This is a genomic window from Haloarchaeobius salinus (assembly GCF_024464185.1).
GTDB lineage: Archaea > Halobacteriota > Halobacteria > Halobacteriales > Natrialbaceae > Haloarchaeobius > Haloarchaeobius salinus.
In genome coordinates this window covers 93015-118382 of record NZ_JANHAU010000002.1, presented here as the reverse complement: position 1 = coordinate 118382, position 25368 = coordinate 93015, and the positions used below count along the sequence as shown (strand labels likewise).

Here is a 25368-nt window from a genome sequence, read left to right as displayed (position 1 = left end):
GGGAAGAATCAGGAGGGGGTCGTTCCCAGCGCGCTGGAATCGGCCCCCTCGTGCGGGCCGGGTCGCCGGCGGTGACCGTCGTCGTGCAGCCACGGACCCGGCCCCTTATCAACCGCGACGGCCCTACTGCACGTATGAACGTCGTACCGGACACGAGCGTGGTCATCGACGGCCGCGTGTCCGCCAAGGTCGACGACGGCGAGTACGAGGGGGCCACCATTCAGGTCCCCGAAGCCGTCGTCGCGGAGCTGGAATCGCAGGCCAACGAGGGGTTCGACACGGGCTGGGACGGGCTCGAGGAGCTCCAGCGCCTCGCCGACCTCGCCGACGAGGGGCGCATCGAACTCGAATACGTCGGCGAGCGCCCGGACGCGGTCGAGCGCGGCCACGCCGCCGAGGGCGAGATCGACGCGCTCATCCGCGACCTCGCCGCCGAACTGGGGGCCACGTTCCTCACCAGCGACGTCGTCCAGGCCGAGGTCGCGAAGGCGAAGGGCCTCGACGTGGCGTTCGTCTCCGCGGAGGTGCGCGGGAAGACGGAGATCGACCGCCTGCAGGTGCAGAACTACTTCGACGACGAGACGATGAGCGTCCACCTGAAGGCGGGCGCGGTCCCGATGGCGAAACGCGGCGCGCTCGGCGAGATGCACTACGTGGAGGTCGCCGACGAGCCGCTCTCCGACGAGACGATGGACGAGTACGCCACCGAGGTCGTCAACGCCGCCAAGGAGTCCCGCGACGGCTTCCTCGAGCTCTCCCGGAACGGCATGGACATCGTCCAGTTCCGCGACTACCGCATCGCGGTCGCCCGCCCGCCCTTTTCCGACGGCATCGAGATCACCGCCGTCCGACCCATCGCCCAGACGGACATGGAGGACTACGAGCACGCCGACGAGCTCAAGGAGCGACTGCTCGAACGCCAGCGCGGCGTCCTCATCTCCGGCGCACCCGGCGCGGGGAAGTCCACGTTCGCGCAGGCCGTCGCCCGGTTCATCGCCGACCACGACTACTCCGTCAAGACGATGGAGAAACCGCGCGACCTCCAGGTCGGCCCGGAGATCACACAGTACACCGAGCTCGACGGCGAGATGGCCAACACCGCCGACGCCCTGCTGATGGTCCGGCCCGACTACACCATCTACGACGAGGTCCGGAAGACGAACGACTTCGAGGTGTTCGCGGACATGCGCCTCGCCGGCGTCGGCATGATCGGCGTCGTCCACGCCACCCGCGCCATCGACGCACTCCAGCGCCTCGTCGGCCGTGTCGAGCTCGGCATGATCCCGCAGGTCGTCGACACCGTCGTCTACATCGAGGCCGGCCAGATCGCGAAGGTGTACGACGTCCGGACCGAGGTGAAGGTGCCCTCCGGCCTCACCGCCGAGGACCTCGCCCGCCCGGTCATCCAGATCACCGACTTCGAGACGGGCAAGCCGGAGTACGAGATCTACACGTTCAACCGGCAGGTCGTCACCGTCCCCCTCACCGACGACGAGGGCGGCAGCGACTCCGGCGTCGACCGCATCGCCAAACAGGAGATCGAACGGGAGATCCGCTCCATCGCCCGCGGCCACGTCTCGGTCGAGCTGAAGGGACAGAACACCGCCGTCGTCTACGTCGAGGACGACGACATCTCCGCCGTCATCGGCAAGGGCGGCGGCCGCATCACCGACGTCGAGGACCGCCTCGGCATCGACATCGACGTGCGCACCCACGACGAGAACCCGAACTACCGGACCGGTTCGAGTGGGTCCGGTGGGTCGGGTGGAGCCGGTGCGTCCGGTACAGATGAGAAGGGCCAGCTCGTCACGCCGGAAATCACGTCGCGGCACGTCATCGTGCCGGTCGACGGACATACCGGCGAGACCGTGGAAGTGCGTGCCGGCGGCGAGTACCTGTTCACCGCGACCGTCGGCCGTGGCGGCGAGGTGCAGGTCTCGCGTGGGTCTGCTATCGCCGAGGAGTTGGAGCAGGCCATCGACCGGAAGCGGACCATCACCGTTCACACGGCCTGAGATCGGTCGTTTTTATCGCTGTTGGCTCGTGATCCGCCGGTGACTGGAACAGCCAGAAAGCCCCGGCGGGCGCGGAGCGCCCGTGAACGCCCCTTTCAGTCCCGCCCCGCACAGCACCTCACGCCTCCCCAGCCGATTCGCTCGAGTGCGGCGAGACGCGCGCCAGCTAAAAATCCAGTCGTCGGTTCGACCCGAAACTCACCCCTCGACGGCGTCCAGCAGTTCGAGCACGCGCTCCGAGAGCGCCCCGGCATCCGGCGCCACCAGCTTGCACATCGGCTCCTTCCCGTGGGCCCCGTGGTCGAGGACGGCGACGGGGGTCTCGTCGGCCGCGCCGAACGTCGACCGGCCGGCCCAGTCCATCGTGCTCGCGTCGGCTGGTTCCTCCGCGCGGTCGTAGGTGGCGCTGGGCCAGCCGAGGTCCGCCACCGCATCGGCGACAGACTCGTCGAACCGGCAGTTGCAGGCGAAGCGGAGGGTCGGGTCGTACTCGCGGGCGGAGAGCAGGAACCGGGCGACGTGGCTGGACGCGCCGAAGCGCACGCCGCCGGTCGCGCGGACGCCGTCGTGGACGCTGGCGAGGCGGCCGTCCACGGCGACGGTCTCGGCGACGGATTCGGCGGCGGGGAGCGCGCCGACGACGTTCGTGCCGACCTCCGGAATCAGGGGGCTGGCGTCGGCGGCGACGAGGTCGTCGACGACCGATTCGACGCCGGCGATGGTCTCCCGGGCGGCGGCCTCGTTCCGGACCGCGACGTGGTGGTTCACCGCGCCGTTCTCGCCCACGTCGGCGTGGTAGCGGATGGCCCGCGTGACGAAGTCGACGGCCGACTCGACGGCCTCGGTGAGTTCGTCACCGCGGGCGAGGTTCGCGGCGATGGCGGCCGAGAGCGTACAGCCGGAGCCGTGGGTCGCGGCGTCGCCGACACGGGGCCGTTCGAAGACGGTCACGCCGTCCGCTGTCGCGAGCACGTCGACGACGCCGTCGGTGTCGAGGTGGCCGCCCGTCACGAGTGCGGCGTCGGCACCCCGCGCGAGCAGGCCGGCGGCGGCGTCCCGGGCGCTCTCGACGTCGGTCGGTTCGACCCCGGTGAGGACGGCCGCCTCGTCGGCGTTCGGCGTGACCAGCGTCGCGTCGGCGACGAGGTCCTCGTAGGCCGATTCGGCCTCGCGGTCGAGCAATCGGTCGCCGGAGGTGGCGACCATCACGGGGTCGACGACGACCGGGACGTCCCGCGCGGCGAGTCGCTCGTGGACGGTCTCGACGACCGGGGCGGTGGCGAGCATCCCGGTCTTGACCGCCCGCACGTCGAAGTCGTCGAAGACCGCGTCGACCTGTGCGGCGACCTCGTCCGGTGGGAGGACGTGCGTGGATTCGACGCCGCGGGTGTGCTGGGCCGTGACGCTCGTCACCGCGCTGGTGCCCCAGGCTCCGTGTGCGCCCATCGTCGCCAGGTCGGCCTGGATGCCCGCACCGCCGCCCGAGTCGCTGCCGGCGACGGTCAGCGCGACGGGTCGCGTGTCGGGTGCCGGTCGTCGCTCGTGTGTCGTGTCGTGGTCCATACCGGGAAGTATTATCCGGTAGTACAAATCGGTGATGGACGGCCGCGGGACGCCGCTGTCGCTCGTCACCCGACGGACGAGGACGCGAGAACGGTCTCAGCGCGACCCTTCGGCGGTTCCGGCGCGGTAGCCCGCACGGAACTCGCGGACGACGCTGCCGATGATGCTCCCGAAGACGATGGCCATGAGCAGGCTCGCGAAGCCGACCGACCAGGGGTCGTTGATGCCGCCGCGGGCGTAGCCAGCCATGATGGCGGTCAGTGCACCCATGCCGGCGAGTCCGGCGAAGCCGAGTCGGACCTCCGACCCGGTCTGCATCGCGACGACGTGCTGGGGGACCGCGACGCCGACGAAGGCGTAGATGGCGACGCCGAGCGGTGTCCGGGCGAACACCGTCGGCTGGCCCGTCGCGAGCGTCGTGCCGGCGGCGATGGCGACAGCGGCCGCGAGGCTCGCGACGACGATGCGACGCTCGTTCATGCGCGCCGGTTCGATACGTTCTGTTATAGGTTTTTCCCGGGCCGTGGCGGCTATATCCGAGTGGTACCACCGGGTAGAAACACTCTTGCCCGTGCGGTAGCGACTTCGAGCACATGGAACTCGGGGCGCGGATTCGTTCGATGGGACCGACGTGGCTGGCCGGGGCGATCGCCGCCGGGCCGGCCACGATGGCGAGCCTGCTCGGGGCGGGCGCGGGCTACGGCTACGAGCTGCTGTGGGTGGTCGTGCTCTCGGCGGTGCTCGGCGCGACCGCGCAGTACCTCGCTGCGCGACTGGGCGTACTGACCGGCGACGGCCTCGTCTCGACGGTCGAGGCGAACCTCGGGAGCTGGTGGGCGTGGCTGCTCGTCGTCGACGTGGTCGCCGCGGCGGGACTGGCACAGCTGGTCATCATGAAGACCGTCGCCGACGTGACCGAGCTGGCGACCGGCATCGACGCGGCGGTCTGGGGCGTCGTCTGGGCGGTCGTCCTCGCGGTCGGCCTCGTCGGTGGGGGCTACCGCGTCGCCGAGTTCGGCGCGAAGCTCGTCGTCTCGCTGGTCGTGCTCGCCTTCCTCGGCTCCCTGGCCGTCGTGCCGGTCGACCTCGGCGCGGCGGCGGCTGGCACGGTCCCCTCGTTGCCGACCGCCGACGCCGCCCTCGTCGCCGCGGGCATCCTCGGCGGCGCGGTCCACGTCACGCTCGTCACGATGCAGAGCTACACGATGCGCGAGCGGGACTGGACCCGCGAGGACTGGGGGCTCGCCCGCTTCGACGTGGTCGCCTCGATGGGCGTCGCCTTCGGCGGCTACTCGCTGGCAATCTTCCTCGTCGCAGCCAGTGTCTTCCACGAGGGGCCGGTCCCGCTCGCAGAGCTGACGACGACCCGGGCCGCGACCGCGCTCGGCCCGGCCGTCGGCGGGCTCGCCGAATCGCTGTTCCTCGCCGGCCTGCTCGGGGCGGCCGTGTCGACCCTCGGCGGGAACACCACGGTTCCACCGTACGCCCTCGCCGACAGGCTGGGCTGGGACCGCGACGACGACCGCTACCGGGCCGCACTCGCCGTCACCGCGCTGGCGGCCGCGCTCGGTCCGGTACTGGGCGGGAACGTCCTCGAACTGCTCGTGCTCGTGCTCGCGTTCGGCCTCGTCGGCACGCCGTTCGCCATCGCGCTCGTGCTCTACCTGCTGCACGACCCCGGCACCGTCCCGGAGCGACCGCCGGTCCTGGCGAGCCTCGGCGGTCTCGTCCTCCTCGCGGTGACGAGCGTCACCGCCGGCTCGTGGCTGCGCTCGGAGCTCTCGCCGTACGCGAGCGACCCGGTCGGGCTGCTCGGCGACCCCGGGACGCTGCTCGCCGCCGTCTTCGCGTCGGTGCTGGCCGTGGCGACGCTCGCGCTCGGGGGCCGGTTCGTCCACGAGCGCGCGACCGACCGGACGCCGGCGAGCGACGCGTGATGCCGCCCGACCCCTTCGCCGCCACGGACGCCCTCCCCGTCGACGCCGGGCGGCACCTCGTCGTCGGGCCGTCCAACGTCGGCAAGACCCGGACGACCGCCGCGACGCTCGCGCGGTGGGTCGAATCCCGCGGCACCGACGGCGTCGTCGTCCTCGACTTCGCGCCCGAGGTCGAGCGTGACGGTGACCTGCTCGGCGGTCGCATCGACCGCTTCTACCGTCCACCCGACGGCTGCTGGTACGGAGTCCTCGACGCGCACGCACCGCGGAGCGACGGCAGGGACGACGAGGACGCCCTCGAACTCGCCCGGTCGAACGCCGAGCGCGCTCGCCGGCTGCTCGACGCCGCGCCGTCGCCGCGGGCCGTCTTCGTCAACGACGCGACCATCCCGGCGCAGGCCGACGGCGACCCGACGCCGCTGCTGGCGGCCTGCTCGGGGGCCGAACTCGCCGTCTGCAACGCCTTCGAGAGCGACGAGCTCGGGACCGACGACGAGGTGTCGAAGAACGAACGCGCGGCACTCGACGCGCTGGCGGCGTGGGCCGACGGGCGTCACCGGCTCGGACGCTGACTACTCGCCCCGGACGCTGACTACTCGCCGGCAGCCTCGCAGAGCGAGACGGCGAGCGAGACGGCATCGGCCGCGTCCGCACCGAGCACGTACAGGATGGGTTCGACGCCGTAGTCGCCGTCGTGGTAGGCGACCCTCGGAACACCGTCCTCGGCGAACCGCTCGCGGAGCCGTTCGCCGCGGTCCTCGTACCCCGCGTCGAACTCGAGTGGCTCGTAGCCCGCCGCTCGCGCCGCCGCGAGCAGTTCCTCGGAGGTCCGCAGGTTCACCGCACCGCGCAGTTCGCTGTCGACCGCGGTCGCCGCGAGCACCAGCCCGGCGACGTGCTGGGACGCCCCGAACTCCGGGTTCCCGGGGACGTTGAGCCGGCCCTGGATGGCGTGGAGTCGCCCCGGTATCGCGGCCACGTCACCCACCTCGTCGGCGTCGGGCAGCGCCATCGCGACGTTCGTCCCGACGTTCGGTACGTGGTCGACGACGGCCGGCGCACCCCCCAGTCGCCGGACCGCCTCGCGCACGTTGTCGAGCACCGCCCGCTCGTCGAGCACGTCGCTGTCCGGCCCCCGCACGCAGAGGTCACAGCCCATCCCGCGGAGTGCCGGCATCACGTCCTCGTGGACCGCACAGATCGGCCCCCGGTCCTCGAACTCCTCGACGAGCGCCAGGAGTTCGGAGAGCGCCTCGTAGTGGTCCATCTCCCCCGCAGCGAGTCCCGCGCCGATGCGCTCGACGGTCGCGACCATGCGGGCGTCCCCGCTGAACCGCTCCTCGACGGCCACCTCGCCGCTCCGGTACTTGCTCACCGCTGCCTGCGTGACCCCCAGGTGGTCGGCGATCTCCCGCTGTGTCAGCCCCCTGTCGGCGAGGTCGTCGACGAGCATCGCCCGCGCCGTCGGCAGGAACCGCTCGACGACGATCTCGCTCGGCAGCACCACTGGCATGGACCCCGGTTCGACCCCCGCCGTGTTAAGTTGTGCCCGTCCCGCTACCGACGGAGCCGTCGAAACGGTCACCAGCGGCGCACAGCAGGCGAGCAGCGGTTCCCGCGAACACGAGAACCGGGCGGAGGCCGGGGCGGATGCTAGCCCGGACTTTAGTGCCTGACCCGCGTTGTCCCGGCCATGCTTCCGGACGCGATATCGCTACTGCTCCAGGGCGCACCGCCGGAGTTCTGGCCGTCGCAGCTCGCGAACGACTGGGCGTTCGTGGTGCGGCTCGGCTGGGGCGTGCTGGCCTTTGCGCTCGTGACTCTCTTCGGCTGGTACCTCCTCGACCCGGCGGTGAGCCGCATCGTCACGGCACGGAACCGCAACAACCCGACGCTCGAGGAGGCCGTGTCGCGGTACCTCCGGCTGTCGGTCGTCGTCGTCGGCTTCCTCGTCGGCGCACTCATCACGGGCTACGGCGCGTTCCTGCAGTCGTCGGCGCTCATCGTCGCCGCCGCGACGCTGGCGCTCGGCGTGGCGGGCCAGACGGTCATCGGCTCGCTGGTCAGCGGGATGGTGCTCGTGCTGGACCCCGAGTTCAACGTCGGCGACTACATCGAGTGGGAGGGTGGCGAGGGGACGGTGCGCTCGATCACGCTCCGGGTGACGCGGGTGCAGACGCCCGACGGCGGGCTGGTGACGCTGCCGAACACGAAGCTGACGAGCCAGCCGGTCACCCGGCCGTACGGCTACAACCGGATCCGGATCGTCGAACACGTCGGCATCGCCTACGAGGACGACGTGGACGACGCGCTGGCACTGCTGGAGGAGGCCGCGCGCAACGTCGACGGGGTGGTCGAGGGGCCGAGCCCGACGGCGTACGTCGACGAGTTCTCGGGCGACGCGGTCGTCCTGCGGAGCGAGTTCTGGGTGACCACACCGGAGCGGCGGACCCTCTTTCGCATCCGGTCGAACTACGCCCGGCGGGTGAAACAGCAACTCGACGGGGCGGACATCACCATCGCGCCGCCGTCGAAGCGGGAGCTGCTGGGGCGTATCGACGTCGAATCGCCGGAGGGCGCTGACGCTGCCGATAGTTATTCGTAGTCGAACCGCCTTCGAACTGGTATGTGTGGAGTGACCGGTAGAGATGGGGAACGGGCGAGAGGACCGGCACCCGTTCGATGAGCGGGGCAGTTCGTCTTCCCGAGGAGTTCAGTGCACTGACGACCGGCGTGACCCTCCACGACGCCGAGACGGGAACGGTCCTCGACGGCAACGACGCACTGGAGCGGCTGTACGGGTACTCCGTGTCCGAGCTCCGGGAGATGGAGATCTCGGACTACACGGCCCCGTCGACGAAGTTCACCCAGTCCGAGGCGCTCCGACGGATCCGTGCAGCGGCCGGCGGCGACCCGCAGTCGTTCGACTGGCAGGTCGAACGGGCGAACAACACGATCATCTGGGTGGCAGTCGAGCTCACCGACATCGAGATCGACGGCGTCCAGTGCGTCCTCGCCGAGATCCGCGACATCACCGAGTACAAGACACGGGAGCGGCGGCTCCGGCTGCTCAACCGCGTCGTCCGGCACAACCTCCGGAACGAGACGACGGTCCTCATGGGCTACGCCGACCGGCTCAAGGACGCCATCGAGTCGGAGCGACTCGAGGAGGAGATACAGACCGTCCTCGATATCGCGGAGGAGATCGGCTCGCTGAGTAGCTCCATCCAGGAGTTCGAGGAGATCGCCGACCCCAACGGGACGACCCGCTCGCGCACGTCGATGAACGAGGTCGTCCGCGAGCACGTCGTCGCGAAGCAGGAGGAGCACCCGGCCGCCGACGTCCGGCTCGACGAACGCGACGCCGTCTGGGTGCTGGCGGACGACGGCATCGACTACGCCGTCGACCACGCCATCGAGAACGCCATCGTGCACAACGACCACGAGCACCCGTCGGTCGAGGTGACCGTGCGGAAGGACCCCGAGAGCGACCGTGGGGAGATACGGGTCATCGACGACGGGCCGCCCATCCCCGAGATCGAGATCGAGGTCCTCGACGCCTCGGAGACGAAGACGGACACGTACCACGGCTCGGGACTGGGGCTCTGGGTGATGCAGTGGTGCATCGACTCGCTCGGCGGCGAGCTGGTCTTCGAGGGGAACGAGCCGCGCGGGAACGTCGTCCGGATACTGCTCCCCCTCGACGACGGTGTGCGGTGAACGGCGCGCCGCGGCGGCGCGCTCGGGTCACTCCGGGCCGGACAGCTCGGCCCAGACGCGCCAGGCGGGGTCCTCCGCTGGATGTTCGATCCGCTCGCCGTCGACGTAGACGCCCTCGCCCGCGCTGATGCGGCCGGCGTCGGCGACGGGCGTGCCGCGTGATCCGAGCGCCTCGACGACGGCGTCGACACCCTCGGGCCGGACCGCGACGAGCAGGCTCCCGCTGGTCGTCGCCGCCCACGGCTCCATGTCGAAGTACTCGCAGATGGCAGCGGCCTCGTCCGTGACGGGCGTCGCCGCCGACTCCACGTCGATGCGGACGCCCGCGCCCCCGGCGAGTTCGACGAGCGCGCCGGCCAGCCCGCACTCGGTCGCGTCGTGCATCGCGGTGACGGGGCCGCTCGCCGCCGCCAGGAGCGCGTCGCGGACGTGCTCGGTCGAGGGCAGGCGCTCGGCCTGCCGGGCGAGCAGGTCGTCCGGGAGGTCGATCGCCTCGGGGAACAGCGCGGCGAACAGCGCCGTCGCCTCCACCGCGGGCCCGTGGGTGACGAGCAGGTGGTCGCCGGGTCGTGCGCCGTCCGGGCGGATCACGTCGTCGTGGTCGCCGACGCCGAGGACCGTCGCGCCGCCGACCCAGGGGAACGAGCAGCCGGCGTACCTGGCGGTGTGTCCCGTCAGCACCGTGGTCCCGAGGTCGTCGAGTTCGTCCGCCATCGTCCCCCAGACGGTCGCGAACTCGTCGTCGCGCAGCTCGGGCGGGAGCGAGAACGAGACGGCGAGGTGGCTCGGTGGAACCCCGGAGACGGCCACGTCGGCGAGGACGACGCCGAGCGCGAACTCCGCGGCGCGTTCCCAGCCGAGACCCGGCAGAAGGGAGACGGGGTCGGTCGCCGCGACGACGGCCTGCCCGCCCACGTCGAGGACGCCGAAGTCGACGCCGTGTCGGGGGCCGAGCGCCACGTCCTCCCGGTCGGCCCCGAGGTTCGGGTAGATCACCTCGTCGAAGAACGAGCGGTCTATCTTCCCGCGGTCTGTCATCGCCCGGAACTACCGGGCGGGGGTGGAAAGGCGTACCGTTCGGCCGCCGTCAGCTCCCCTCGAGTTCGTCGAACAGCGCCACGACCCGTCGCTCGACCTCGTCCCGGATGTCGGCGACCTCGTCGGGGGACCTCCCGTCGGGGTCGGTGAGGTCCCAGTCGCGCACGTCGACCGTGGTGTCGAGCGAGAGCGTCGAACAGCCCATCGTCGCGACCACGTCGCAGGATTCGAGCTCGTCGTCGTCCACCTCGCGGGGCGTGCGGTCCGAGAGGTCGATGCCCACGTCGGCCATCGCGTCGACGACCTCGTCGTGGACGTGGTCGGCGGGGAGCGTGCCGCCGGTGACGATCTCCCAGTCGAGGCCGCGACGGTCCCGCTCGCGCTCTGCGAACGCGGTCGCCATCTGGCTGCGGCCGGCGTTCTGCACGCAGACGAAGCCGAGGGTCGTCATTCGGAGCCACCCCCAGCCCCGGTGGTTGTGTCGTCGGACCCGGGAACGACCGCCGCGAGCAGCGCCTCGGCGCGGTCGGTCGTCCGGTAGTAGCGCCAGCGCCCCTCCTTCCGGCGGGCGACGAGCCCGGCGTCGGTCAGCGTCGATAGCGCGTGGCTCACCGCGCTGTCGCTGACGTCGACGAGCGGTTCGAGCTCGCAGACGCAGAGTTCGTCCTCGGCGGCGTCGAGCAGCCGCACGATGTCGAGCCGCGTCTCCGTCGAGAGCGCGTCGAAGACGGCGGTGTCGGTCGGTGTCCGGTCGAGGGTCGCCCGCTCGCGGACCGCGTCCAGTTCCCGGATCCGGGCGTCGACGTCGCCGTCGCAGCAGCTCCCGCGTTCGTCGGTGATGAGTCGTTCCAGCCGCTCCGTCGTTGCCATATTCACAGATGAACAGCTGTTCATATGAGTGTTCGGGTCGGTGTCGACCTCCCGGTGTCGCGACGCACTCGCCCTTGCCGAGTGCAACGTCGTTATGGGGCTGGGAGACCTGGGTGGAGATACGCAGTTGTCCCCACCCCGCCGCCGGGGAGTACAAAAAAGTACTTAAAAACACGTCGCTAACTTCAGGTTAACGCAGACAATGCAAGGTCAGAACCAGCAGCAGGCGTACGACCGAGGGATCACTATCTTCTCGCCGGACGGACGTCTCTACCAGGTCGAGTACGCACGCGAGGCCGTCAAGCGCGGCAGCGCGAGCGTCGGGATTCGAACGCCGGAGGGCGTCGTCCTCGTGGCCGAGCGTCGCAGTCGCTCGCCGCTGATGGAGCGCGACTCCGTCGAGAAGCTCCACAAGATAGACGACCACGTCGGCATCGCGAGCGCCGGGCACGTCGCCGACGCCCGCCAGCTCATCGACGTGGCCCGCCGGCAGGCGCAGGTCAACCAGCTCCGCTACGGCGAGACCATCGGGGTCGAGACGCTGACGAAGACCGTCACGGACCACATCCAGCAGTACACCCAGACCGGCGGCGCGCGACCGTTCGGCGTCGCGCTGCTCGTCGGCGGCATCGACGACGGCGAACCCCGCCTCTTCGAGACGGACCCGTCCGGCACCCCGTACGAGTGGAAGGCCATCGCCATCGGCGGCAACCGCGAGGAGATCCAGGGCTACCTCGAGAAGGAGTACGACGACGACCTCACGCTCCAGGAGGGTATCGACCTCGCCATCGAGGCCATGGCCGTCGGCGAGGAGGACGGCTTCCCGCCGGAGGGACTGGCCATCTCCACGATAGCGACCGAAAGCGGTGAGTACCGGACCCTCGAACTGGACGAGATAGAGAACCGTCTCGCGGAACTCGACCTCCTCACGGAGGGTGACGACGAATGAAGCTCGACAACACCGACCCCTACGAACCCGAACTCGGCGCGTCCGAGTGGCGAGAACAGGCCGGCGACGAACAGAACGTCAACAAGACCGGGACGACCACCATCGGTATCGCGACCGACGGGGGCGTCCTCATCGCGACCGACCGCCGGGCCAGCCTCGGCGGCCGCTTCGTCTCGAACAAGCAGGTCGTGAAGGTCGAGGAGATCCACCCGACCGCGGCGATGACGCTCGTCGGCAGCGTCGGCGGCGCACAGTCGTTCATCAAGTCCCTCCGCGCCGAGGTCAACCTCTACGAGACCCGCCGCGGCGACGACATGAGCATCGAGGCGCTCGCCACGCTCGCGGGCAACTTCGCCCGCGGCGGTCCGTTCTTCGCCATCAACCCCATCCTCGGTGGCGTCGACGACGAGGGCAGCCACGTCTACTCCATCGACCCCGCCGGCGGCGTCATGAAGGACGACTACACCGTCACCGGCTCCGGGATGATGGTCGCCTACGGCCTGCTCGAGGGCGAGTGGCACGAGGACATCGAGATGGACGAGGCCCGCCGCCTCGCCGCCCGCGCCGTCCACAGCGCCGCGGAGCGCGACACCGGCTCCGGCAACGGGCTCGTCCTCTGTGAGGTCACGGCGGACGGCGTCGACATCACCGAGTACGACGGCTTCCCGGACGAAGACGAGCTGTAAGTCGACGAGCCGTCCCGCGTCTTCTTCGAGTCGCCCGACCCCAGCAGCGACGCTGCCACGAGCGGACCTTCGGTTAAATCCCTAGCCAAGCTGGATAGGGCCACCCCACGGTAAGATGCTTGGCTGCACGTTGAATGAGCGCGAGCGGCGTTCGGTCCACCATGGAACGAACCGAACACGACGTTCGCGGTACACTCGACACGGCCACGGACCTTACGCTCGCGTTCCTCGGCATCGTCGTCGTCGCGTTCCCGACCGCCGCGCTCGCGGACGGGATACTCGGGGACCCGCTCGGCCCAGGCGTGCTCGCCCTCACGGCCGCGGTCGGCGTCCTCGGTGCCGCCCTGTTCGTCGACCGCGGGTGGTCACACCGCAGCTTCGCCCGGTTCATCGGTCTCACCGTCGTCAGCATGCCGTTCTGGCTCCTCGGCGTCGGCACGATGATGTCGCTCCTCGGCGTCGAGGCACCGGCCGGGAGCCGCGAGCCGTTCCTGCTCGCGTGGCTGTTTGGCCTCGCCACCGCGTACGTCCGCGTGTACGCCGACCGCGTCGACCTCCCGACCATCGACGAACACGGCGAGTCGGCCGACGGCCCGTCGTGAGTGGTGACCCACGGACTGGTTCTGTGCCGGGAGTGGCGCGCCGCTGGCTCACCCGAGCGTGATGAGCGCGACGCCCGCGATGGCGACGCTGGCGGCGGCCAGCCGGAGCCGGAAGTTCGGCTCCTCCAGCACGACCCCGCCGAGGAGCACCGCGACGACCGCCTGCGCGTTGACGATGGGCGAGGCGACGCTCGCGGGCAGCGTCGTGAAGGAGAGCGAGATGACGTGCTGGCCGACCGCGACGACGGCCCCGAAGGCGACGAACTTCCACCAGTCGGCGGCCATCGCCGCCCGGTCGAGCTTCGGGAGCGCGAGCGGGACGACCCCGACGAACGTGGTGACGAGCATGACGACGACGAACGCGGCGGGGTCGACGCCAAGCTCCTGCAGCACGACGCGTTTCCCCACGTCGACGACCCCGAACGTCGCCGCGCTGAGCAGCGCGAGCTGGGCGGGACGGGCTCGCACGGCCCGCTCGAGCGGCTCCAGCAGCGTGCCGGGCTCGTAGTTCACGAGGTAGAGCCCGAGCGTGACGACGACGATACCCGTGATCTGCACCGTCGAGAGGCGTTCGTGCAGGACCAGCACCTCGATGGGCAGGACGAACGCGGGGACGACCTTGCTGATCGGCGCGACGTAGCTCACGTCACCGGTCGAGAGCGCCCGGAAGAACGCGAGCAGCGCGACCACGACGCCGACCGAAACCGCCAGCGACGCCACGAACCCGGGCACGGTCGTCGGCACGGGCGGGCCGTCCGTCGTCGCCACGGCGACCGGGAGGTACCAGACCACGGCGGCGGCGTACACGCCGAACATGTACACCGACGCCGGGTACGCGGCGAAGTAGCGCTTCACGCCGAACATGTAGGCACCCAAGAGGACCGCCGCGAACAGCGCGAGGGCGATACCGTTCACGCTCAGGCCTCTCGCCCGGGCCGGGATGAACCGACCGGTTCCGGCAGTCGGTCGTGGGTGGCTGCGGGCACGGACGTGCTGCCACGGCGACCGGCGCACGCGTCGCTGGTCGGTCCGCGAAACCGAAAGAAGGTGGCGTGGTTACTTGCCGCGGCCGCGACCGGAGGTGTTCGAGGGACGGGTGTGCTCGGTACCCTTGCCCTTGAACGTCAGGCCACGGTTCTGCTTGCCGGCGCTGGTGAGGCCGCGGAAGGCGCGACCCGTGTGGCTGTCGTCGCAGATCCAGCCGAGGTCGTCGTCGTTCTCGATGGCCGGGTGCTCGGGGTCGACCATGATCACTTCGTGCCACTTCTGGGAGCCGTCCTCACCGACCCAGTAGGAGTTGAGCACGCGCAGGTTCGGGTACTTGCGGGCGCAGCGCTCCTCGGCGATGCGCTGGATGTTCTTCCGGCGGCCGATGCGGTTGACGCCCTGGCGCTTGGACCGGCGGCCGGCCTTGTGGCGCTGCTTGCGGGCGTTCCCCTTGCGGACCGAGACGCGGGCGACGACGACGCCCTGCTTGGCCTTGTAGCCCAGCTCGCGGGCCTTGTCCAGCCGGGTCGGGCGGTCGACGCGTTCGATCGCGCCCTCCTGTCGCCAGTCCTGTTTTCGTTGCCACTGCAGCTCGGCGAGCTTCCCGTCGTCCGGGTCCCGCCAGGCTTCCTTGATGTGGGAGTAGAAGCTTCGTGCCATGTGTGTATCACCACGGGCGTTGTCCGGTTCAGTTCGCGTCGGCGAACCACATTCCGATGACCTGTTGTGCGCAGGTGCCCGCTGGAGCCCGTCCGCCAGCGAGTTACCCGAAATTCTCCACTGAGGGGGTTAAGGGCTTCGAAAGCCGGTCGCGGTACTCACGCCGTCGAGACCGTCCAGCAGTCCTCCGAGAGCGCTCGGCCAGCGGGGTAGCCACGCAGTTCGCGGACCAGCGTGTCCCCCCGAAGCCGGTAGGTGACGCGGTGGGCGGTCGCGTCGGCGGGCTGCTCGGTCGCGGTTCCGGTCCGCGTGGGCTCGACGCCCTCGACGGCCATGTCGACCTCGTAGCCGTCGTCCGCCGCCGTGGTCTCGGTGACACTGATGGAGGCGATGGCCGCGTAGCTGTCGTCCGTCGCCACCACGTACACCTCCTCGAACTCGCGGAGGTAGTCGACGACGGACGACTCGGTGAGGGCCGCCGGTCGGGCCGGGAGCCCGTCGATGTCCGGTTCCGTCGGGCAGTTCTCGGTGAACGAATCCGCGCTGGTCGCAGTGGCCGTGTCGGTCGGCGTCGCGGTCCGGTTCGTCGCCGGGTCCGGGCTGTTCGTCCCGTCACCGCCCGATTCGCCGTCGCCGAGACAGCCGGTGAGGGTGGCGCTTCCGAGCGCGGTCGCGGTCGCTGCGAGGAGGGCGCGGCGTCGCATGGTCGAACCGTCAGTCTCGCCCGGTAAGTGTCTTGAGGGGAGGGGTGCAACCGCGCCCCGTTCGGGGTGACCGGTCAGCCACACACGCCCGCACCCAGCTCCACAGACGGTTACCCAACAGTTTTTGACGCGCTGGGCGTAGCCAGAGTATGGAGATAGGTACCAACCCACATGGCATTGGCGATAGGTCGATCGCGGACGTCGCCTACCTCGCACGGTCGGCGCACCGCATCCCCACACTCATCGTGCTGACCGACCGACCGCGCAGCCGCTCCGAGCTCTGCGAGCTGGCGAACGTGTCCTCGTCCACCATGCGACGGACGCTGGGCGAGTTCGAGGACCGGCTCTGGGTCCGCAAGGACGGCTACCGGTACGTGGCGACGCGGCTGGGCGAGGCCGTCGCCGACGGCGTCGCGGAACTGCTCGAACGGCTAGAGACGGAACGGAAGCTGCGGGACGTCTGGCACTGGCTCCCCGACGTTGTCGCCGGGCTCCCGGTCGAGAGCTGGGCCGAGCTGACCGTGACGGTCGCGACCCCCGACTTCCCGTACCGACCGGTGAACCGGTTCGAGTCGCTCCTCCGGGGGACGGAGACGCTGCGCTGTATCCGCCCCGAGGTCGCCCTGATGGAGCCCTGTTTCGACGTGCTCTGCCGACGGGTCGACGACGGGCTGGACACGACCATCGTCGACCGACTGAACTGCCACACGTACTTCTGCTCGACGTATCCCGAGCGCTGTACCGAGCTGTTGGAGCGGGAGAACTTCACCGTCCTCGAACACGACGGCCTCCCACCGTACGGAACCGCGCTGCTCGACGACCGCATCGCCATCAGCTGTTACGAACGGGAGAGCGGGACGGTCCAGGCGCTCGTCGACACCGCGAACCCGACCGTCCGGAAATGGGCACGGGAGGTCTACGAGCGCCACAGCAGCGAGGCCAGACCGTTCGAACCCGCACCGCTCGCCGGCTGATGCCGGAACGATAGGGCGTGCCGTCCCGGCAGTCCCCGACTCGCCGGCAGTCCGTAGCACGTTCGCAGTGACCGCAGGGCCGGGACCCCCCGCCGAGATCGCGCGAGCTAACTACAACCGCTCGAGGGCCGTAGCTCCGCTTGCCGGGAGGCGACAACACATGACCGACGACCAGCAGCTCATGCACGGAATCGACCTGGAGACACTCGGCGAGTTCGCCGAGCACGCGGCCACCGAGCCCGAGGCGGTCCAGCTCGGACTCGGCGCGTCGGCGACCTACGAGGGGACGGCGGCCCACAGCCTGGCGAAGATAGATTCGTACGAGCTCGGCGGCGACACCATCGCCCGCGAGACCCGCGAGTACACCGTCCCGTACGGCGGCTGGAAGGAGGTGCTCGACGCAGGCGGGTGGGTCGGGGCGACCGACCGGATCGAACCGGTCGAGGCGGCACTGTCGGCGCTGGCAGCCTGCATCAACGTCGGTATCACCATCAACGCCGCCGCCAACGGCGTCGAGATCGACCACCTCCGGACGGACGTCCGGACCGACTTCGACCCCGCGGTCCTGTTCAGTCTCGCGGAGCTCGCCGAGGCCGACTCGGTGTTCCAGAACCTGACGGCGGAGGTCGAGATCGAGGGGCCGGACCTCGACCCGGACATGGTCGACGAGTGGGCCCGGCGGGCCCCCGTCTACACGCTCGTCTCCCTCGCACAGGACGTCGAGGTGAGCCTCGAGACGCCCGTCGAGGCGGCCGACGACTGAACGGAGACCGACGACGCAGCGGACCGGTCCCGGCTCAGGCCGAGTAGTAGTACTCGCCCTCCTCCTTCTGCTGCTTGTCGAGCTGCGAGTCGGGCTTGTTGACGCGTGGTCGTTTCGTGCGCTCGTCCCGACGAAACGTCACGTCGAGGTTCGCGAGGAACTCGTTCATCCCCGAGCGCATCGGCTGGGGCGTGCCGGCGTGACCGTGCTCGGCGGGCTCGCCGTCGAACACCATCAGCCGGTCGGCGAGCAGGTCGATCATGTAGATGTCGTGGTCGATGACCATGACGGTCGCGTCCTGGCTCTCGGCGTAGCGCCGGATGGCGCTGGTCGCCTGGACGCGCTGTTCGACGTCGAGGTGCGCGGATGGCTCGTCGAGCAGGTAGAGGTCGGCCTCCTCGGAGAGACACGCCGCGATGGCGACGCGCTGGCGCTCGCCGCCGGAGAGGTCCTCCAGGTTCTGCTCCATGATGCGTTCGAGCTGGAGCGGCTGGGCGATCTCGGTGTTCCAGTACGAGGAACCGAACTGGTCCGTGATGGACATGAGGAACGTGTCGACGCGCATCGGCTGGTCGATCTCGACGTACTGCGGCTTGTAGGAGATGTCGAGCCGGAAGTCGAGCTCGCCCTCGTCCGGTTCGAGGCTGCCGTTGAGCAGCTTCGCGAGCGTGGACTTCCCGATGCCGTTCGGGCCGACGATGCCGAGCACCTCGTTCTCGTGGACGGTGCCGCCGTCGACGGTCAGCGAGAACTCGCCCTCGCCGTAGCTCATCTCGAGGTCGGGGTACTCGACGAGCACCTCGCCCTTCGCGACGGTGCGCGGGGCGTGCTCCTCGAACTGGATGGCGTTCGGCCGGATGCGCATGTTCTCGTTGTCGAGGTAGCCCTTCAGGTACTCGTTGATGCCGTTCCTGACGGATTTCGGGTCCGTGACGACACCGTACGCGCCGGGCTCACCGTAGGCGACGTGGAGGTTGTCCGCGAGCAGGTCGAGGATGGCCAGGTCGTGCTCGACGACGAGCATCGACCGGTCGCCGTCGGCCGCGAGGTCGCGGATGAGCCGCGCGGCGGTGACCCGCTGGCCGATGTCGAGGTACGGCGTGATCTCGTCGAGGAAGTAGAAGTCGGCGTCCCGGGCGAGCGTCGCGGCCAGCGCGACGCGCTGGAGCTCCCCGCCGGAGAGGTCGCCGATGTGCTGGTCCATCACGGGCCGGATGCTCAGCCGGTCGATGATGGCGTCGAGGTCGCCCCGTTCGTCGGTCGAGGCGAGCAGCTCGCGGGTGGTGCCGTCGAACTGGTTCGGGATCTGGTCGACGTACTGGGGCTTGCGGGCGACGCTGACGTCGCCGTCGCGGAGCTCGCGCAGGTACGCCTGCAGCTCGGTGCCGCGGTAGCGGTCGAGCACGTCGTCCCACGCCGGCTCGGTGCCGTAGTTGCCGAGGTTCGCCCGCATCTCGCCCGCGAGGATGCGCACCGCGGTGGTCTTCCCGATGCCGTTCGGGCCGAGGATACCGGTGACCTGTCCCTCCTGTGGGGCCGGGAGCCCGTACAGCGAGAAGGCGTTCTCGCCGTAGCGGTGTGCCGGCTCGTCGTCGAGCTCCTGGGGGAGGTTGATGATCTCGATGGCGTCGAACGGGCACTTCTCGACGCAGATACCGCAGGTCTCGCCCAGACAGATCTCCTCGGAGATCCGCACCTGGTCGGGTTTCCCCTCCATGGCGTCCTCGCCGCGGAGGGTGATGCACTCCTTGCCGGTGCGGTTCGGCGGACAGAAGTTCTTGCACTCGTAGTTGCAGCGGTCGGGCTGGCAGCGCTCCAGGTCGACCACCGCGATGCTGTCGTCGGCCATGGTTCACCCCGGCTGCTGCGCGCTGAGCATGATTCCCCACGTCACGAACCAGAAGGAGAAGGTCATGAACGCGATGAACAGGAAGTCCTTCGCCCCGAAGTCGTCCTTGTAGACGCCGAGCAGCCGCTGGAGGAGCGGCTGGACCGCGATGGCGAGGATGACGACGAGCTGTGCCGTCTGGTTCTGGGCCGCGATCGCCGCCGTCTCGGCCCCCGCGGTGAGCGAGGCCGAGACGAAGGCACCGGCGACCCCCGCCCCCGCCGACAGGGCGGTCCGCGTGACCGTATGAAAGTGCTGGTCCTCCGAGTCTGCCGTATCGGAGCCAGCCGTATCGGTAGCCATGTTCGTGGGTGTGTGAGCGCCGGTAAAAAGGCGTTCGCTTGTCTCCCGTCCTGGCAGGTGTCCGGCGGAGTCGTTGGGGTGAACTTTAAGGTCGTGGCGGTTTTCGATTCGTAATGATGAGCACAACCGGGGAGGAACTCGAGGAGCTACCGCCCAGCGCCAAGCTCGTGTACAAGGTGCTCGAATACGACGGGCCGCTCACCCAGAAGCAGATCGTCCAGGAGTCGATGCTCTCGGCCCGGACGGTCCGGTACGCACTGGAACGGCTACAGGAGATCGACCTCGTCAACCAGGACGTCTACTTCGCCGACGCTCGACAGAGCCTCTACGAGATCGAGGAGGAGAAGGTGGCGGCCGACGGCGGCGAGGCCGACTGCAACGAAGCCGAGCCCTGCTGCGCGGAGTAACGTTCTTCGACGCTCGTTCTCGAAGCACCGACCCGTCAGTTCCAGCGCCGCCGCCAGCGTCGGCCGTCGCGTCGCCGTCCGGCCACACCGACTTTATCGGAGGCGAGCGACGGTCCGGCTATGAGCGATGGTGACGGTGGACCGCCGTCGGGCGAGGACGGGCACGTCGGCGGGCCAGCCGAGCACGGAGACGAGGAGCCAGTCGGGGACGCCCGGTCGCCGGCGACGGACCCCCGGGCACCGGAGCTGGCGAACCCACGACGCCGGCTGGTGGTCGTCGGCGTCGTCGTCCTCATGCTCGCGGCGAGCATCGGCGGCGTCGCCTGGGCACTCACGCAGAGCCCGGACGGGCCGGTCGAGGCACCCGACGTGGCGTTCGATCTCTCGGTCCAGGCCGACGGCTCGGCGACGCTCGCGCACGCCGGCGGTGGCTCGCCCCGCGCGGGGAGCCTCGTCGTGGCGGTCGACGGCGACCGGGCGACGTGGGCCGACCTGCGGTTCGACACCGGCCCCGACGACCGCGTCACGGCGGGCGACTCTGTCACCCTCGTCGGCGTCGAGTCCAGCCAGACCGTCACCGTGTACTACGTCGAGGACGGGCAGGAGGTCCCGCTCGCGAACGCCACCGTCACCGCAGCGTGAACGGGGCTGCCGCCGTGACCGGCCGTCGTCCCGGCCCGGCCACCGGCCGGAGTCGAACCGCCTTTCGTGCTCGGGGACGGTAGCCTGCCCATGAACGTCAAGCGCATCGCCGTCGTCATCGTCTTCCTCGTCATCGGGAGCGTCATCGCCGGCACGCTCCAGTCGACCACCATCGCCGGCATGTCCGAGGCACAGCGCACCGCCCTCGGCATCGCGTTCTCGACCCCCGTCGGCATCGCCGTCTTCGCACTCGTCGCGAGCACGTTCGACACCGACGGCTACCTCGCGGAGCGCTCCTGGGCCGGCAAGTTCGGCGACCTCGTCTTCGTCGAACTCGCCGCCGTCATCGGCGCGCTCGCCACCGCCACCGCCCTCGAAGGCGTGATCCCGAGCGTCGCGGGCTGGGCCGGTGCCGGACTCGGCTACTTCGCCGCGTTCTTCACCTTCCTCTGGCGTGCCAGCGAGTACAACGAGACGCCCGCGCGGGACGGGGAGTAGGCGGCGAGACGAAGTTTTTCGAACTGTTCTCGCCAGTGTTTCTCGCGGACGCCCCGTCACCGGCGACCACCTCCCCGTTTCACACGTTCACCTGCCGACTCCGAACCCTTATTCACGGTCCGGGTCCACGACACGGGTATGCGAATCGCACTGCTCGGTGGCACGGGCGATATCGGCCAGGGGCTCGCGCTCCGCTGGGCCTACGATACGGACCACGAGGTACTGATCGGCTCGCGCGACGCCGAGAAGGCACGCACCGCCGCGGAGTCGTACGAGACGGAGCTCGACAGCCGGGGTGTCGACCGGACGGTGAAGGGCTTCGCGAACGAGATGGCGGCCGACCGTGCGGACGTCGTGGTACTGGCCGTTCCGCCGTACCACGTCGGTGACACCGTCGATTCGGTCGCGGAGAAGCTGGACGAGGACACCATCCTCGTCTCGCCAGCGGTGGGGATGAAGGGCGACGAGGACGGGATGCACTACCACCGTCCCGGTGCGGGCAGTGTCACCGCCATCGCGGCGGAGGCAGCGCCGGACGAGATCTCCGTGGTCGGCGCGTTCCACAACCTGTCGGCGGACCGGCTGGCCAACCTCGACGTGGAGCTGGACCTCGACACGCTGGTCGTCGGGGACGACCCGGACGCGAAGGACATCGTGCGCCAGCTCGCCGACGAGTTAGAGGGGCTGCGCTCGCTCGACGCCGGCCCGCTCGCCAACGCGGCGGAGGTCGAGAGCGTCACGCCGCTGGTCATCAACATCGCGCGCTACAACGACGGCATGCACGACGTCGGCGTGAAGTTCGAGTAGCGGGGGCTGCTGTTGCTCGCGGGAATCGAGACGTCGAAAAGGGGCACGGTGCCCCGACCACCACCGTCGGCGCGGTTATGCGCCGGCCTTCTCGAGGGCGTCCTCGAGATCTTCGCGCTGGGTGACGCCGACGAAGCGCTCGACGACGCCGTCGTCGTTCTCGACGATGAGCGTGGGAAGCGAGCGGACCTGGTACTCGTTCGCGACGTCCTGCTCCTCGTCGACGTTGATCTTCTCGACCTCGAACCGATCGGCCCAGTCCTCCTCGAGCTCGTCGAGGATGGGGTCCTGCGTCTTGCAGGGGCCACACCAGTCGGCGTAGAAGTCCTTGAGCGTGACTGCCATAATCGCACGAGTGTTCCCTCGCTGCGCGCATAAGGGTTTGGTTCGGCGAGGTGCGTACACGACCGCGGTGGCGATGCGAGGACGGTGTCGAAAGGTTTAGACGGGCACGGCGACGAACGGCTCGTATGAGCAAGGGAGAGAACACCGGTGGGCTGATGTCCAGCGCCGGGCTCGTCCGCTACTTCGACGCCGAGGACCGCAACGCCATCCAGATCGACCCCAAGACGGTCGTCGCGTTCGGCGTCTTCTTCGGCGCGCTCGTGATGGTCCTGCGCGTCGCGCTGTAGGTCGGACACCGCCGTCTCGAACGCCGGCAGCGTGACCCTGACTCGCGAGGCTTTTCCTTCGGCACCCGCTAGAGCGGGATATGACACTCGTCGCTGGCGTCGTCGCCGTCCAGGGCGACGTCTCGGAGCACGCCGACGCCATCCGCCGGGCCGGGGAGGCCCACGGTGAGGACGTCACGGTGCGCGAGATACGCGAGTCGGGTATCGTCCCGGACTGCGACCTGCTGCTCGTCCCGGGCGGCGAATCCACCACCATCTCGCGGCTGCTCCACGAGGAGGGAATCGCCCCGGAAATCGTCGCCCACGTCGGGGCCGGCAAGCCGATGCTGGCGACGTGTGCCGGACTCATCGTCGCCTCGCGCGACGCCAAGGACGACCGCGTCGAGACGCTCGACCTCGTCGACGTGAGCGTCGACCGGAACGCGTTCGGCCGGCAGAAGGACAGCTTCGAGGCTCCGCTCGACGTCGAGGGCCTCGACGAACCGTTCCCGGCCGTCTTCATCCGCGCGCCGGTCATCGACGAGGTGGGCGACGATGTCGAGGTGCTGGCGACGTGGGACGACCGCCCGGTCGCGGTGCGCGACGGCCCCGTCGTGGCGACCTCGTTCCACCCCGAGCTGACCCCCGACGTCCGTGTCCACCGGCTCGCGTTCTTCGCCGACGCCGAGGCCGAGCCCATCACCCGCTGAGAGCGGGGACTTTTCTACCTCGGTCCCCTCCGTCCCGCCATGAACGCAGCCATCGACGCGGTCCGCGTCGCCGGAACCCGCGACGGGCCCGTCCCCGTGGTCGTCCTGAGCGTCGAGGACGCCGAGGACGTGGTCCCCATCTTCATCGGCTTCGAGGAGGCCATCGCCATCGCGCGCGGCCTCGACGCCGAGGACATCGGCCGCCCGCTGACCCACGACCTCCTGCTCGACGTCGTCGAGGAGCTGGGTGGCCGGGTCACCCAGGTCGTCGTCAGCGCGGTCGAGGACGGCACCTACATCGCGGACCTCCACGTCGCCACCCCGCGGGACGACGTTGTCGTCGACGCCCGCCCGAGCGACTCGCTCGCACTCGCCGCCCGCACGAACGCCCCCATCGAGATCTCCGAGCCAGTGTTCCGGGACAGCCGCCGCGACGCCGACGAGTTCGCCGAGCTCGACGACATCCGCGAGGTGACGGAGTTCGCATGAGCGGTGACGCCACGGAGACGCCCGACGACGGCTCGATGGACGACGTGCTCGACGAGCTGTTCGCCGTCGTCGAGGACCGCAAGGAGAACCTCCCCGAGGGCTCGTACACGACCAGCCTGTTCACCCACGAGAAGGGCGAGAACGCCGTGCTGGAGAAGCTCGGTGAGGAGGCCACCGAACTCGTCCTGGCGGCGAAGGACGACGACCACGACGAGCTGGTCCACGAGAGCGCGGACATCGTCTACCACCTGCTCGTCCTGCTCTCGATGAAGGACCTGGACGTCGACGACCTGCGGGCCGAGCTCGCGGAGCGACGCTGATGGTTTGGTAACCATAAGAGATTTCCACTAGAAACTTTCGTCAACCGAACTGGTGTTCAAAAAGTTTCTTGCCCCCTCCCCTGGCACGGCATGACGTGTCATGACAGGCAACAGGCGACAGTTCCTGCGGGCGACGGCTGCGTCCCTCGGCGCACTCGCGCTCTCGGGCATGGCGGCGACGACCGCGACGGCAGCCGACCCGGCCGACGACTGGCAGCCAGCCGACCCGAGCAACTACTCGAACGCGAGTCGGAGCGCCTCGGACGTCCGCTGGGTGGTACTGCACACCATCGAGGGGAGCTACGAGGGCTGCATCAGCTGGTTCCAGAACCCCGACGCGAACGTCTCCTCGCACTACGTGGTCGGCAACCAGGCGAACCAGATCACGAAGATGGTGAACGTCGAGGACGTGGCGTGGACGCAGGGCAACGGGCCCTACAACGACACCGGCGTCTCCATCGAGATGGAGGGCTTCGCCAACCAGACCGACTTCAACGACAACATCTACCAGCAGACCGCCGACGTGGTCCGGCACGTCTGCGAGACGTACGACGTGCCGATGCAGCACCCGACGTACGACATCGCGCCCTGCTCCGCGTACGACGGGCAGGGCGGCGTCATCGGCCACGAGCAGATCCCCTCGCCGTACGACTGCTCGCAGGTCACCGACGGGAAGGTCGACCCCGGCGACACGTGGGACTGGGACTACTTCATGTCGCTCGTGACCGACGGGAGCGGCGGCGGTGGCGGTGGCGGCGGCGACCCGACCTTCGCCGACGGCGACATCGTCCACAACACGACCGACCTGAACACCCGGGAACAGCCCGCCACGAGCGCGACGCTCGTCGACACGTTCCCCGCCGACACCACCGCCGAGGTCGTCAACGGCCCCGTCGAGGCGGACGGCTACACCTGGTGGGGGCTGCACTGGCTCGACGCCGACGTGTGGGGCTGGTCCGTCGAGACCTACCTCGAAGCCGGAGGAGGCGCGACGTTCCACGACGAACAGGACGTCCAGACGACCGCCGACGTGTGGGTCCGCGAGCAGCCCGGACTCGACGCGCCGAAGGTCCAGGTGATGCCCGCGTACACCGGCGGCAACATCGTCAACGGGCCGGTCGACGAGGACGGCTACACCTGGTGGGGCGTCCACTTCGACGACGGGACCAACGTCTGGGCGTGGTGCCCCGAGGAGTGGCTGGCCGCGGTGTAGAGCGCGCCCCCG

The 25368-nt window shown here is 69.7% G+C and carries 31 protein-coding genes; 19 read left to right on the top strand and 12 right to left on the bottom strand.

Features of this window, described 5'->3' with window-relative positions; genetic code table 11:
• The first annotated feature begins 134 nt into the window (after positions 1-134).
• On the top strand, positions 135-2015 hold the full coding sequence (locus NO345_RS07140; RefSeq protein WP_256297836.1) for a PINc/VapC family ATPase: 1881 nt from the start codon (positions 135-137) through the stop codon (positions 2013-2015).
• 198 nt (positions 2016-2213) lie between these two features.
• On the opposite strand, the gene thiD is transcribed toward NO345_RS07140, so the two are convergent.
• Positions 2214-3578, bottom strand: coding sequence for a bifunctional hydroxymethylpyrimidine kinase/phosphomethylpyrimidine kinase (thiD, locus tag NO345_RS07135; protein WP_256297834.1), 1365 nt, complete (start codon positions 3576-3578; stop codon positions 2214-2216).
• Positions 3579-3674: 96 nt separating this feature from the next.
• Entirely contained in the window at positions 3675-4058 is a 384-nt protein-coding gene (locus NO345_RS07130; protein WP_256297832.1) for a hypothetical protein, read from the bottom strand.
• Between the two features lie 113 nt (positions 4059-4171).
• Here NO345_RS07130 and NO345_RS07125 point away from each other — a divergent pair, with 113 nt between their 5' ends.
• Both NO345_RS07125 and NO345_RS07120 read left to right on the top strand, forming a co-directional pair.
• A complete protein-coding gene (locus tag NO345_RS07125; RefSeq protein ID WP_256297831.1) occupies positions 4172-5515 on the top strand; it encodes an NRAMP family divalent metal transporter in 1344 nt (447 codons plus the stop codon).
• A complete protein-coding gene (locus tag NO345_RS07120) occupies positions 5515-6087 on the top strand; it encodes a hypothetical protein (protein WP_256297830.1) in 573 nt (190 codons plus the stop codon). The genes NO345_RS07125 and NO345_RS07120 overlap by 1 nt, the downstream gene beginning before the upstream one ends.
• A 20-nt stretch (positions 6088-6107) precedes the next feature.
• Here NO345_RS07120 and NO345_RS07115 read toward each other — a convergent pair whose 3' ends face one another.
• A complete protein-coding gene (locus NO345_RS07115; RefSeq protein ID WP_256297828.1) occupies positions 6108-7028 on the bottom strand; it encodes a thiamine-phosphate synthase family protein in 921 nt (306 codons plus the stop codon).
• A 180-nt stretch (positions 7029-7208) separates the two neighbouring features.
• Between NO345_RS07115 and NO345_RS07110 the strand changes: the two genes are divergently transcribed.
• Both NO345_RS07110 and NO345_RS07105 read left to right on the top strand, forming a co-directional pair.
• A complete protein-coding gene (locus tag NO345_RS07110; RefSeq protein WP_256297826.1) occupies positions 7209-8120 on the top strand; it encodes a mechanosensitive ion channel family protein in 912 nt (303 codons plus the stop codon).
• Between the two features lie 77 nt (positions 8121-8197).
• Positions 8198-9235: an ATP-binding protein gene (locus NO345_RS07105; protein ID WP_256297824.1), complete on the top strand. Its 1038-nt coding sequence runs from the start codon at positions 8198-8200 to the stop codon at positions 9233-9235.
• Between the two features lie 27 nt (positions 9236-9262).
• On the opposite strand, the gene NO345_RS07100 is transcribed toward NO345_RS07105, so the two are convergent.
• The 3 genes from NO345_RS07100 to NO345_RS07090 are packed head-to-tail and all read right to left on the bottom strand — an operon-like array spanning position 9263 to position 11143.
• Positions 9263-10273, bottom strand: coding sequence for an AIR synthase family protein (locus NO345_RS07100; protein ID WP_256297822.1), 1011 nt, complete (start codon positions 10271-10273; stop codon positions 9263-9265).
• 49 nt (positions 10274-10322) lie between these two features.
• A complete protein-coding gene (locus NO345_RS07095) occupies positions 10323-10724 on the bottom strand; it encodes an arsenate-mycothiol transferase ArsC (RefSeq protein WP_256297820.1) in 402 nt (133 codons plus the stop codon).
• The gene (locus tag NO345_RS07090) at positions 10721-11143 is read right to left on the bottom strand and encodes an ArsR/SmtB family transcription factor (RefSeq protein ID WP_256297819.1); all 423 of its coding nucleotides are present in this window, start codon (positions 11141-11143) and stop codon (positions 10721-10723) included. The genes NO345_RS07095 and NO345_RS07090 overlap by 4 nt, the downstream gene beginning before the upstream one ends.
• Positions 11144-11345: 202 nt before the next feature.
• Between NO345_RS07090 and psmA the strand changes: the two genes are divergently transcribed.
• The 3 genes from psmA (at position 11346) to NO345_RS07075 (ending at position 13380) form a co-directional block, all read left to right on the top strand.
• A complete protein-coding gene (gene psmA, locus NO345_RS07085; protein WP_256297817.1) occupies positions 11346-12092 on the top strand; it encodes an archaeal proteasome endopeptidase complex subunit alpha in 747 nt (248 codons plus the stop codon).
• Positions 12089-12778, top strand: a complete 690-nt coding sequence (psmB, locus tag NO345_RS07080; RefSeq protein ID WP_256297815.1) for an archaeal proteasome endopeptidase complex subunit beta — start codon at positions 12089-12091, stop codon at positions 12776-12778. The genes psmA and psmB overlap by 4 nt, the downstream gene beginning before the upstream one ends.
• Before the next feature lie 161 nt (positions 12779-12939).
• Complete coding sequence (locus tag NO345_RS07075; protein WP_256297813.1) at positions 12940-13380, top strand: hypothetical protein; 441 nt, start codon at positions 12940-12942, stop codon at positions 13378-13380.
• A gap of 48 nt (positions 13381-13428) precedes the next feature.
• On the opposite strand, the gene NO345_RS07070 is transcribed toward NO345_RS07075, so the two are convergent.
• From NO345_RS07070 to NO345_RS07060, 3 genes are all read right to left on the bottom strand, one after another.
• On the bottom strand, positions 13429-14295 hold the full coding sequence (locus tag NO345_RS07070) for a DMT family transporter (RefSeq protein WP_256297812.1): 867 nt from the start codon (positions 14293-14295) through the stop codon (positions 13429-13431).
• A gap of 141 nt (positions 14296-14436) precedes the next feature.
• Positions 14437-15027 carry a 50S ribosomal protein L15e gene (locus NO345_RS07065; RefSeq protein ID WP_256297810.1) on the bottom strand — a complete coding sequence of 197 codons (591 nt, stop codon included), beginning with the start codon at positions 15025-15027 and terminating at the stop codon, positions 14437-14439.
• A 158-nt stretch (positions 15028-15185) separates the two neighbouring features.
• The gene (locus tag NO345_RS07060; RefSeq protein ID WP_256297808.1) at positions 15186-15731 is read right to left on the bottom strand and encodes a hypothetical protein; all 546 of its coding nucleotides are present in this window, start codon (positions 15729-15731) and stop codon (positions 15186-15188) included.
• A gap of 149 nt (positions 15732-15880) precedes the next feature.
• On the opposite strand from NO345_RS07060, the gene NO345_RS07055 reads away from it, so the two are divergent.
• Positions 15881-16705: a helix-turn-helix transcriptional regulator gene (locus NO345_RS07055; RefSeq protein WP_256297806.1), complete on the top strand. Its 825-nt coding sequence runs from the start codon at positions 15881-15883 to the stop codon at positions 16703-16705.
• 160 nt (positions 16706-16865) lie between these two features.
• On the top strand, positions 16866-17468 hold the full coding sequence (locus tag NO345_RS07050) for an OsmC family protein (protein WP_256297804.1): 603 nt from the start codon (positions 16866-16868) through the stop codon (positions 17466-17468).
• 34 nt (positions 17469-17502) lie between these two features.
• Here the strand turns inward: NO345_RS07050 and NO345_RS07045 are convergent, their stop codons facing one another.
• Positions 17503-19317, bottom strand: coding sequence for a ribosome biogenesis/translation initiation ATPase RLI (locus tag NO345_RS07045; RefSeq protein WP_256297802.1), 1815 nt, complete (start codon positions 19315-19317; stop codon positions 17503-17505).
• Between the two features lie 3 nt (positions 19318-19320).
• Complete coding sequence (locus tag NO345_RS07040; protein ID WP_256297800.1) at positions 19321-19659, bottom strand: EMC6-like membrane protein; 339 nt, start codon at positions 19657-19659, stop codon at positions 19321-19323.
• Between the two features lie 113 nt (positions 19660-19772).
• On the opposite strand from NO345_RS07040, the gene NO345_RS07035 reads away from it, so the two are divergent.
• The 4 genes from NO345_RS07035 to npdG all read left to right on the top strand — a co-directional run bounded on the left by NO345_RS07035 (position 19773) and on the right by npdG (position 22013).
• Positions 19773-20066, top strand: a complete 294-nt coding sequence (locus NO345_RS07035; protein ID WP_256297798.1) for an ArsR family transcriptional regulator — start codon at positions 19773-19775, stop codon at positions 20064-20066.
• A gap of 120 nt (positions 20067-20186) precedes the next feature.
• A complete protein-coding gene (locus NO345_RS07030) occupies positions 20187-20708 on the top strand; it encodes a hypothetical protein (protein ID WP_256297796.1) in 522 nt (173 codons plus the stop codon).
• A gap of 90 nt (positions 20709-20798) precedes the next feature.
• Positions 20799-21206, top strand: coding sequence for a hypothetical protein (locus NO345_RS07025; RefSeq protein WP_256297794.1), 408 nt, complete (start codon positions 20799-20801; stop codon positions 21204-21206).
• A 138-nt stretch (positions 21207-21344) separates the two neighbouring features.
• Entirely contained in the window at positions 21345-22013 is a 669-nt protein-coding gene (gene npdG, locus NO345_RS07020; RefSeq protein ID WP_256297792.1) for an NADPH-dependent F420 reductase, read from the top strand.
• A 75-nt stretch (positions 22014-22088) separates the two neighbouring features.
• Here npdG and NO345_RS07015 read toward each other — a convergent pair whose 3' ends face one another.
• Positions 22089-22358 carry a thioredoxin family protein gene (locus NO345_RS07015; protein WP_256297790.1) on the bottom strand — a complete coding sequence of 90 codons (270 nt, stop codon included), beginning with the start codon at positions 22356-22358 and terminating at the stop codon, positions 22089-22091.
• Between the two features lie 125 nt (positions 22359-22483).
• On the opposite strand from NO345_RS07015, the gene NO345_RS07010 reads away from it, so the two are divergent.
• The 5 genes from NO345_RS07010 (at position 22484) to NO345_RS06990 (ending at position 25356) form a co-directional block, all read left to right on the top strand.
• Positions 22484-22645: a preprotein translocase subunit Sec61beta gene (locus tag NO345_RS07010; protein ID WP_256297788.1), complete on the top strand. Its 162-nt coding sequence runs from the start codon at positions 22484-22486 to the stop codon at positions 22643-22645.
• 80 nt (positions 22646-22725) lie between these two features.
• Positions 22726-23334 carry a pyridoxal 5'-phosphate synthase glutaminase subunit PdxT gene (pdxT, locus tag NO345_RS07005; protein WP_256297787.1) on the top strand — a complete coding sequence of 203 codons (609 nt, stop codon included), beginning with the start codon at positions 22726-22728 and terminating at the stop codon, positions 23332-23334.
• Between the two features lie 39 nt (positions 23335-23373).
• Positions 23374-23823 carry a bifunctional nuclease family protein gene (locus tag NO345_RS07000; RefSeq protein WP_256297786.1) on the top strand — a complete coding sequence of 150 codons (450 nt, stop codon included), beginning with the start codon at positions 23374-23376 and terminating at the stop codon, positions 23821-23823.
• A gap of 35 nt (positions 23824-23858) precedes the next feature.
• Positions 23859-24143, top strand: coding sequence for a phosphoribosyl-ATP diphosphatase (hisE, locus tag NO345_RS06995; RefSeq protein WP_368407870.1), 285 nt, complete (start codon positions 23859-23861; stop codon positions 24141-24143).
• 100 nt (positions 24144-24243) lie between these two features.
• Entirely contained in the window at positions 24244-25356 is a 1113-nt protein-coding gene (locus NO345_RS06990) for an N-acetylmuramoyl-L-alanine amidase (protein WP_256297784.1), read from the top strand.
• The last annotated feature ends 12 nt before the right edge of the window (positions 25357-25368 follow it).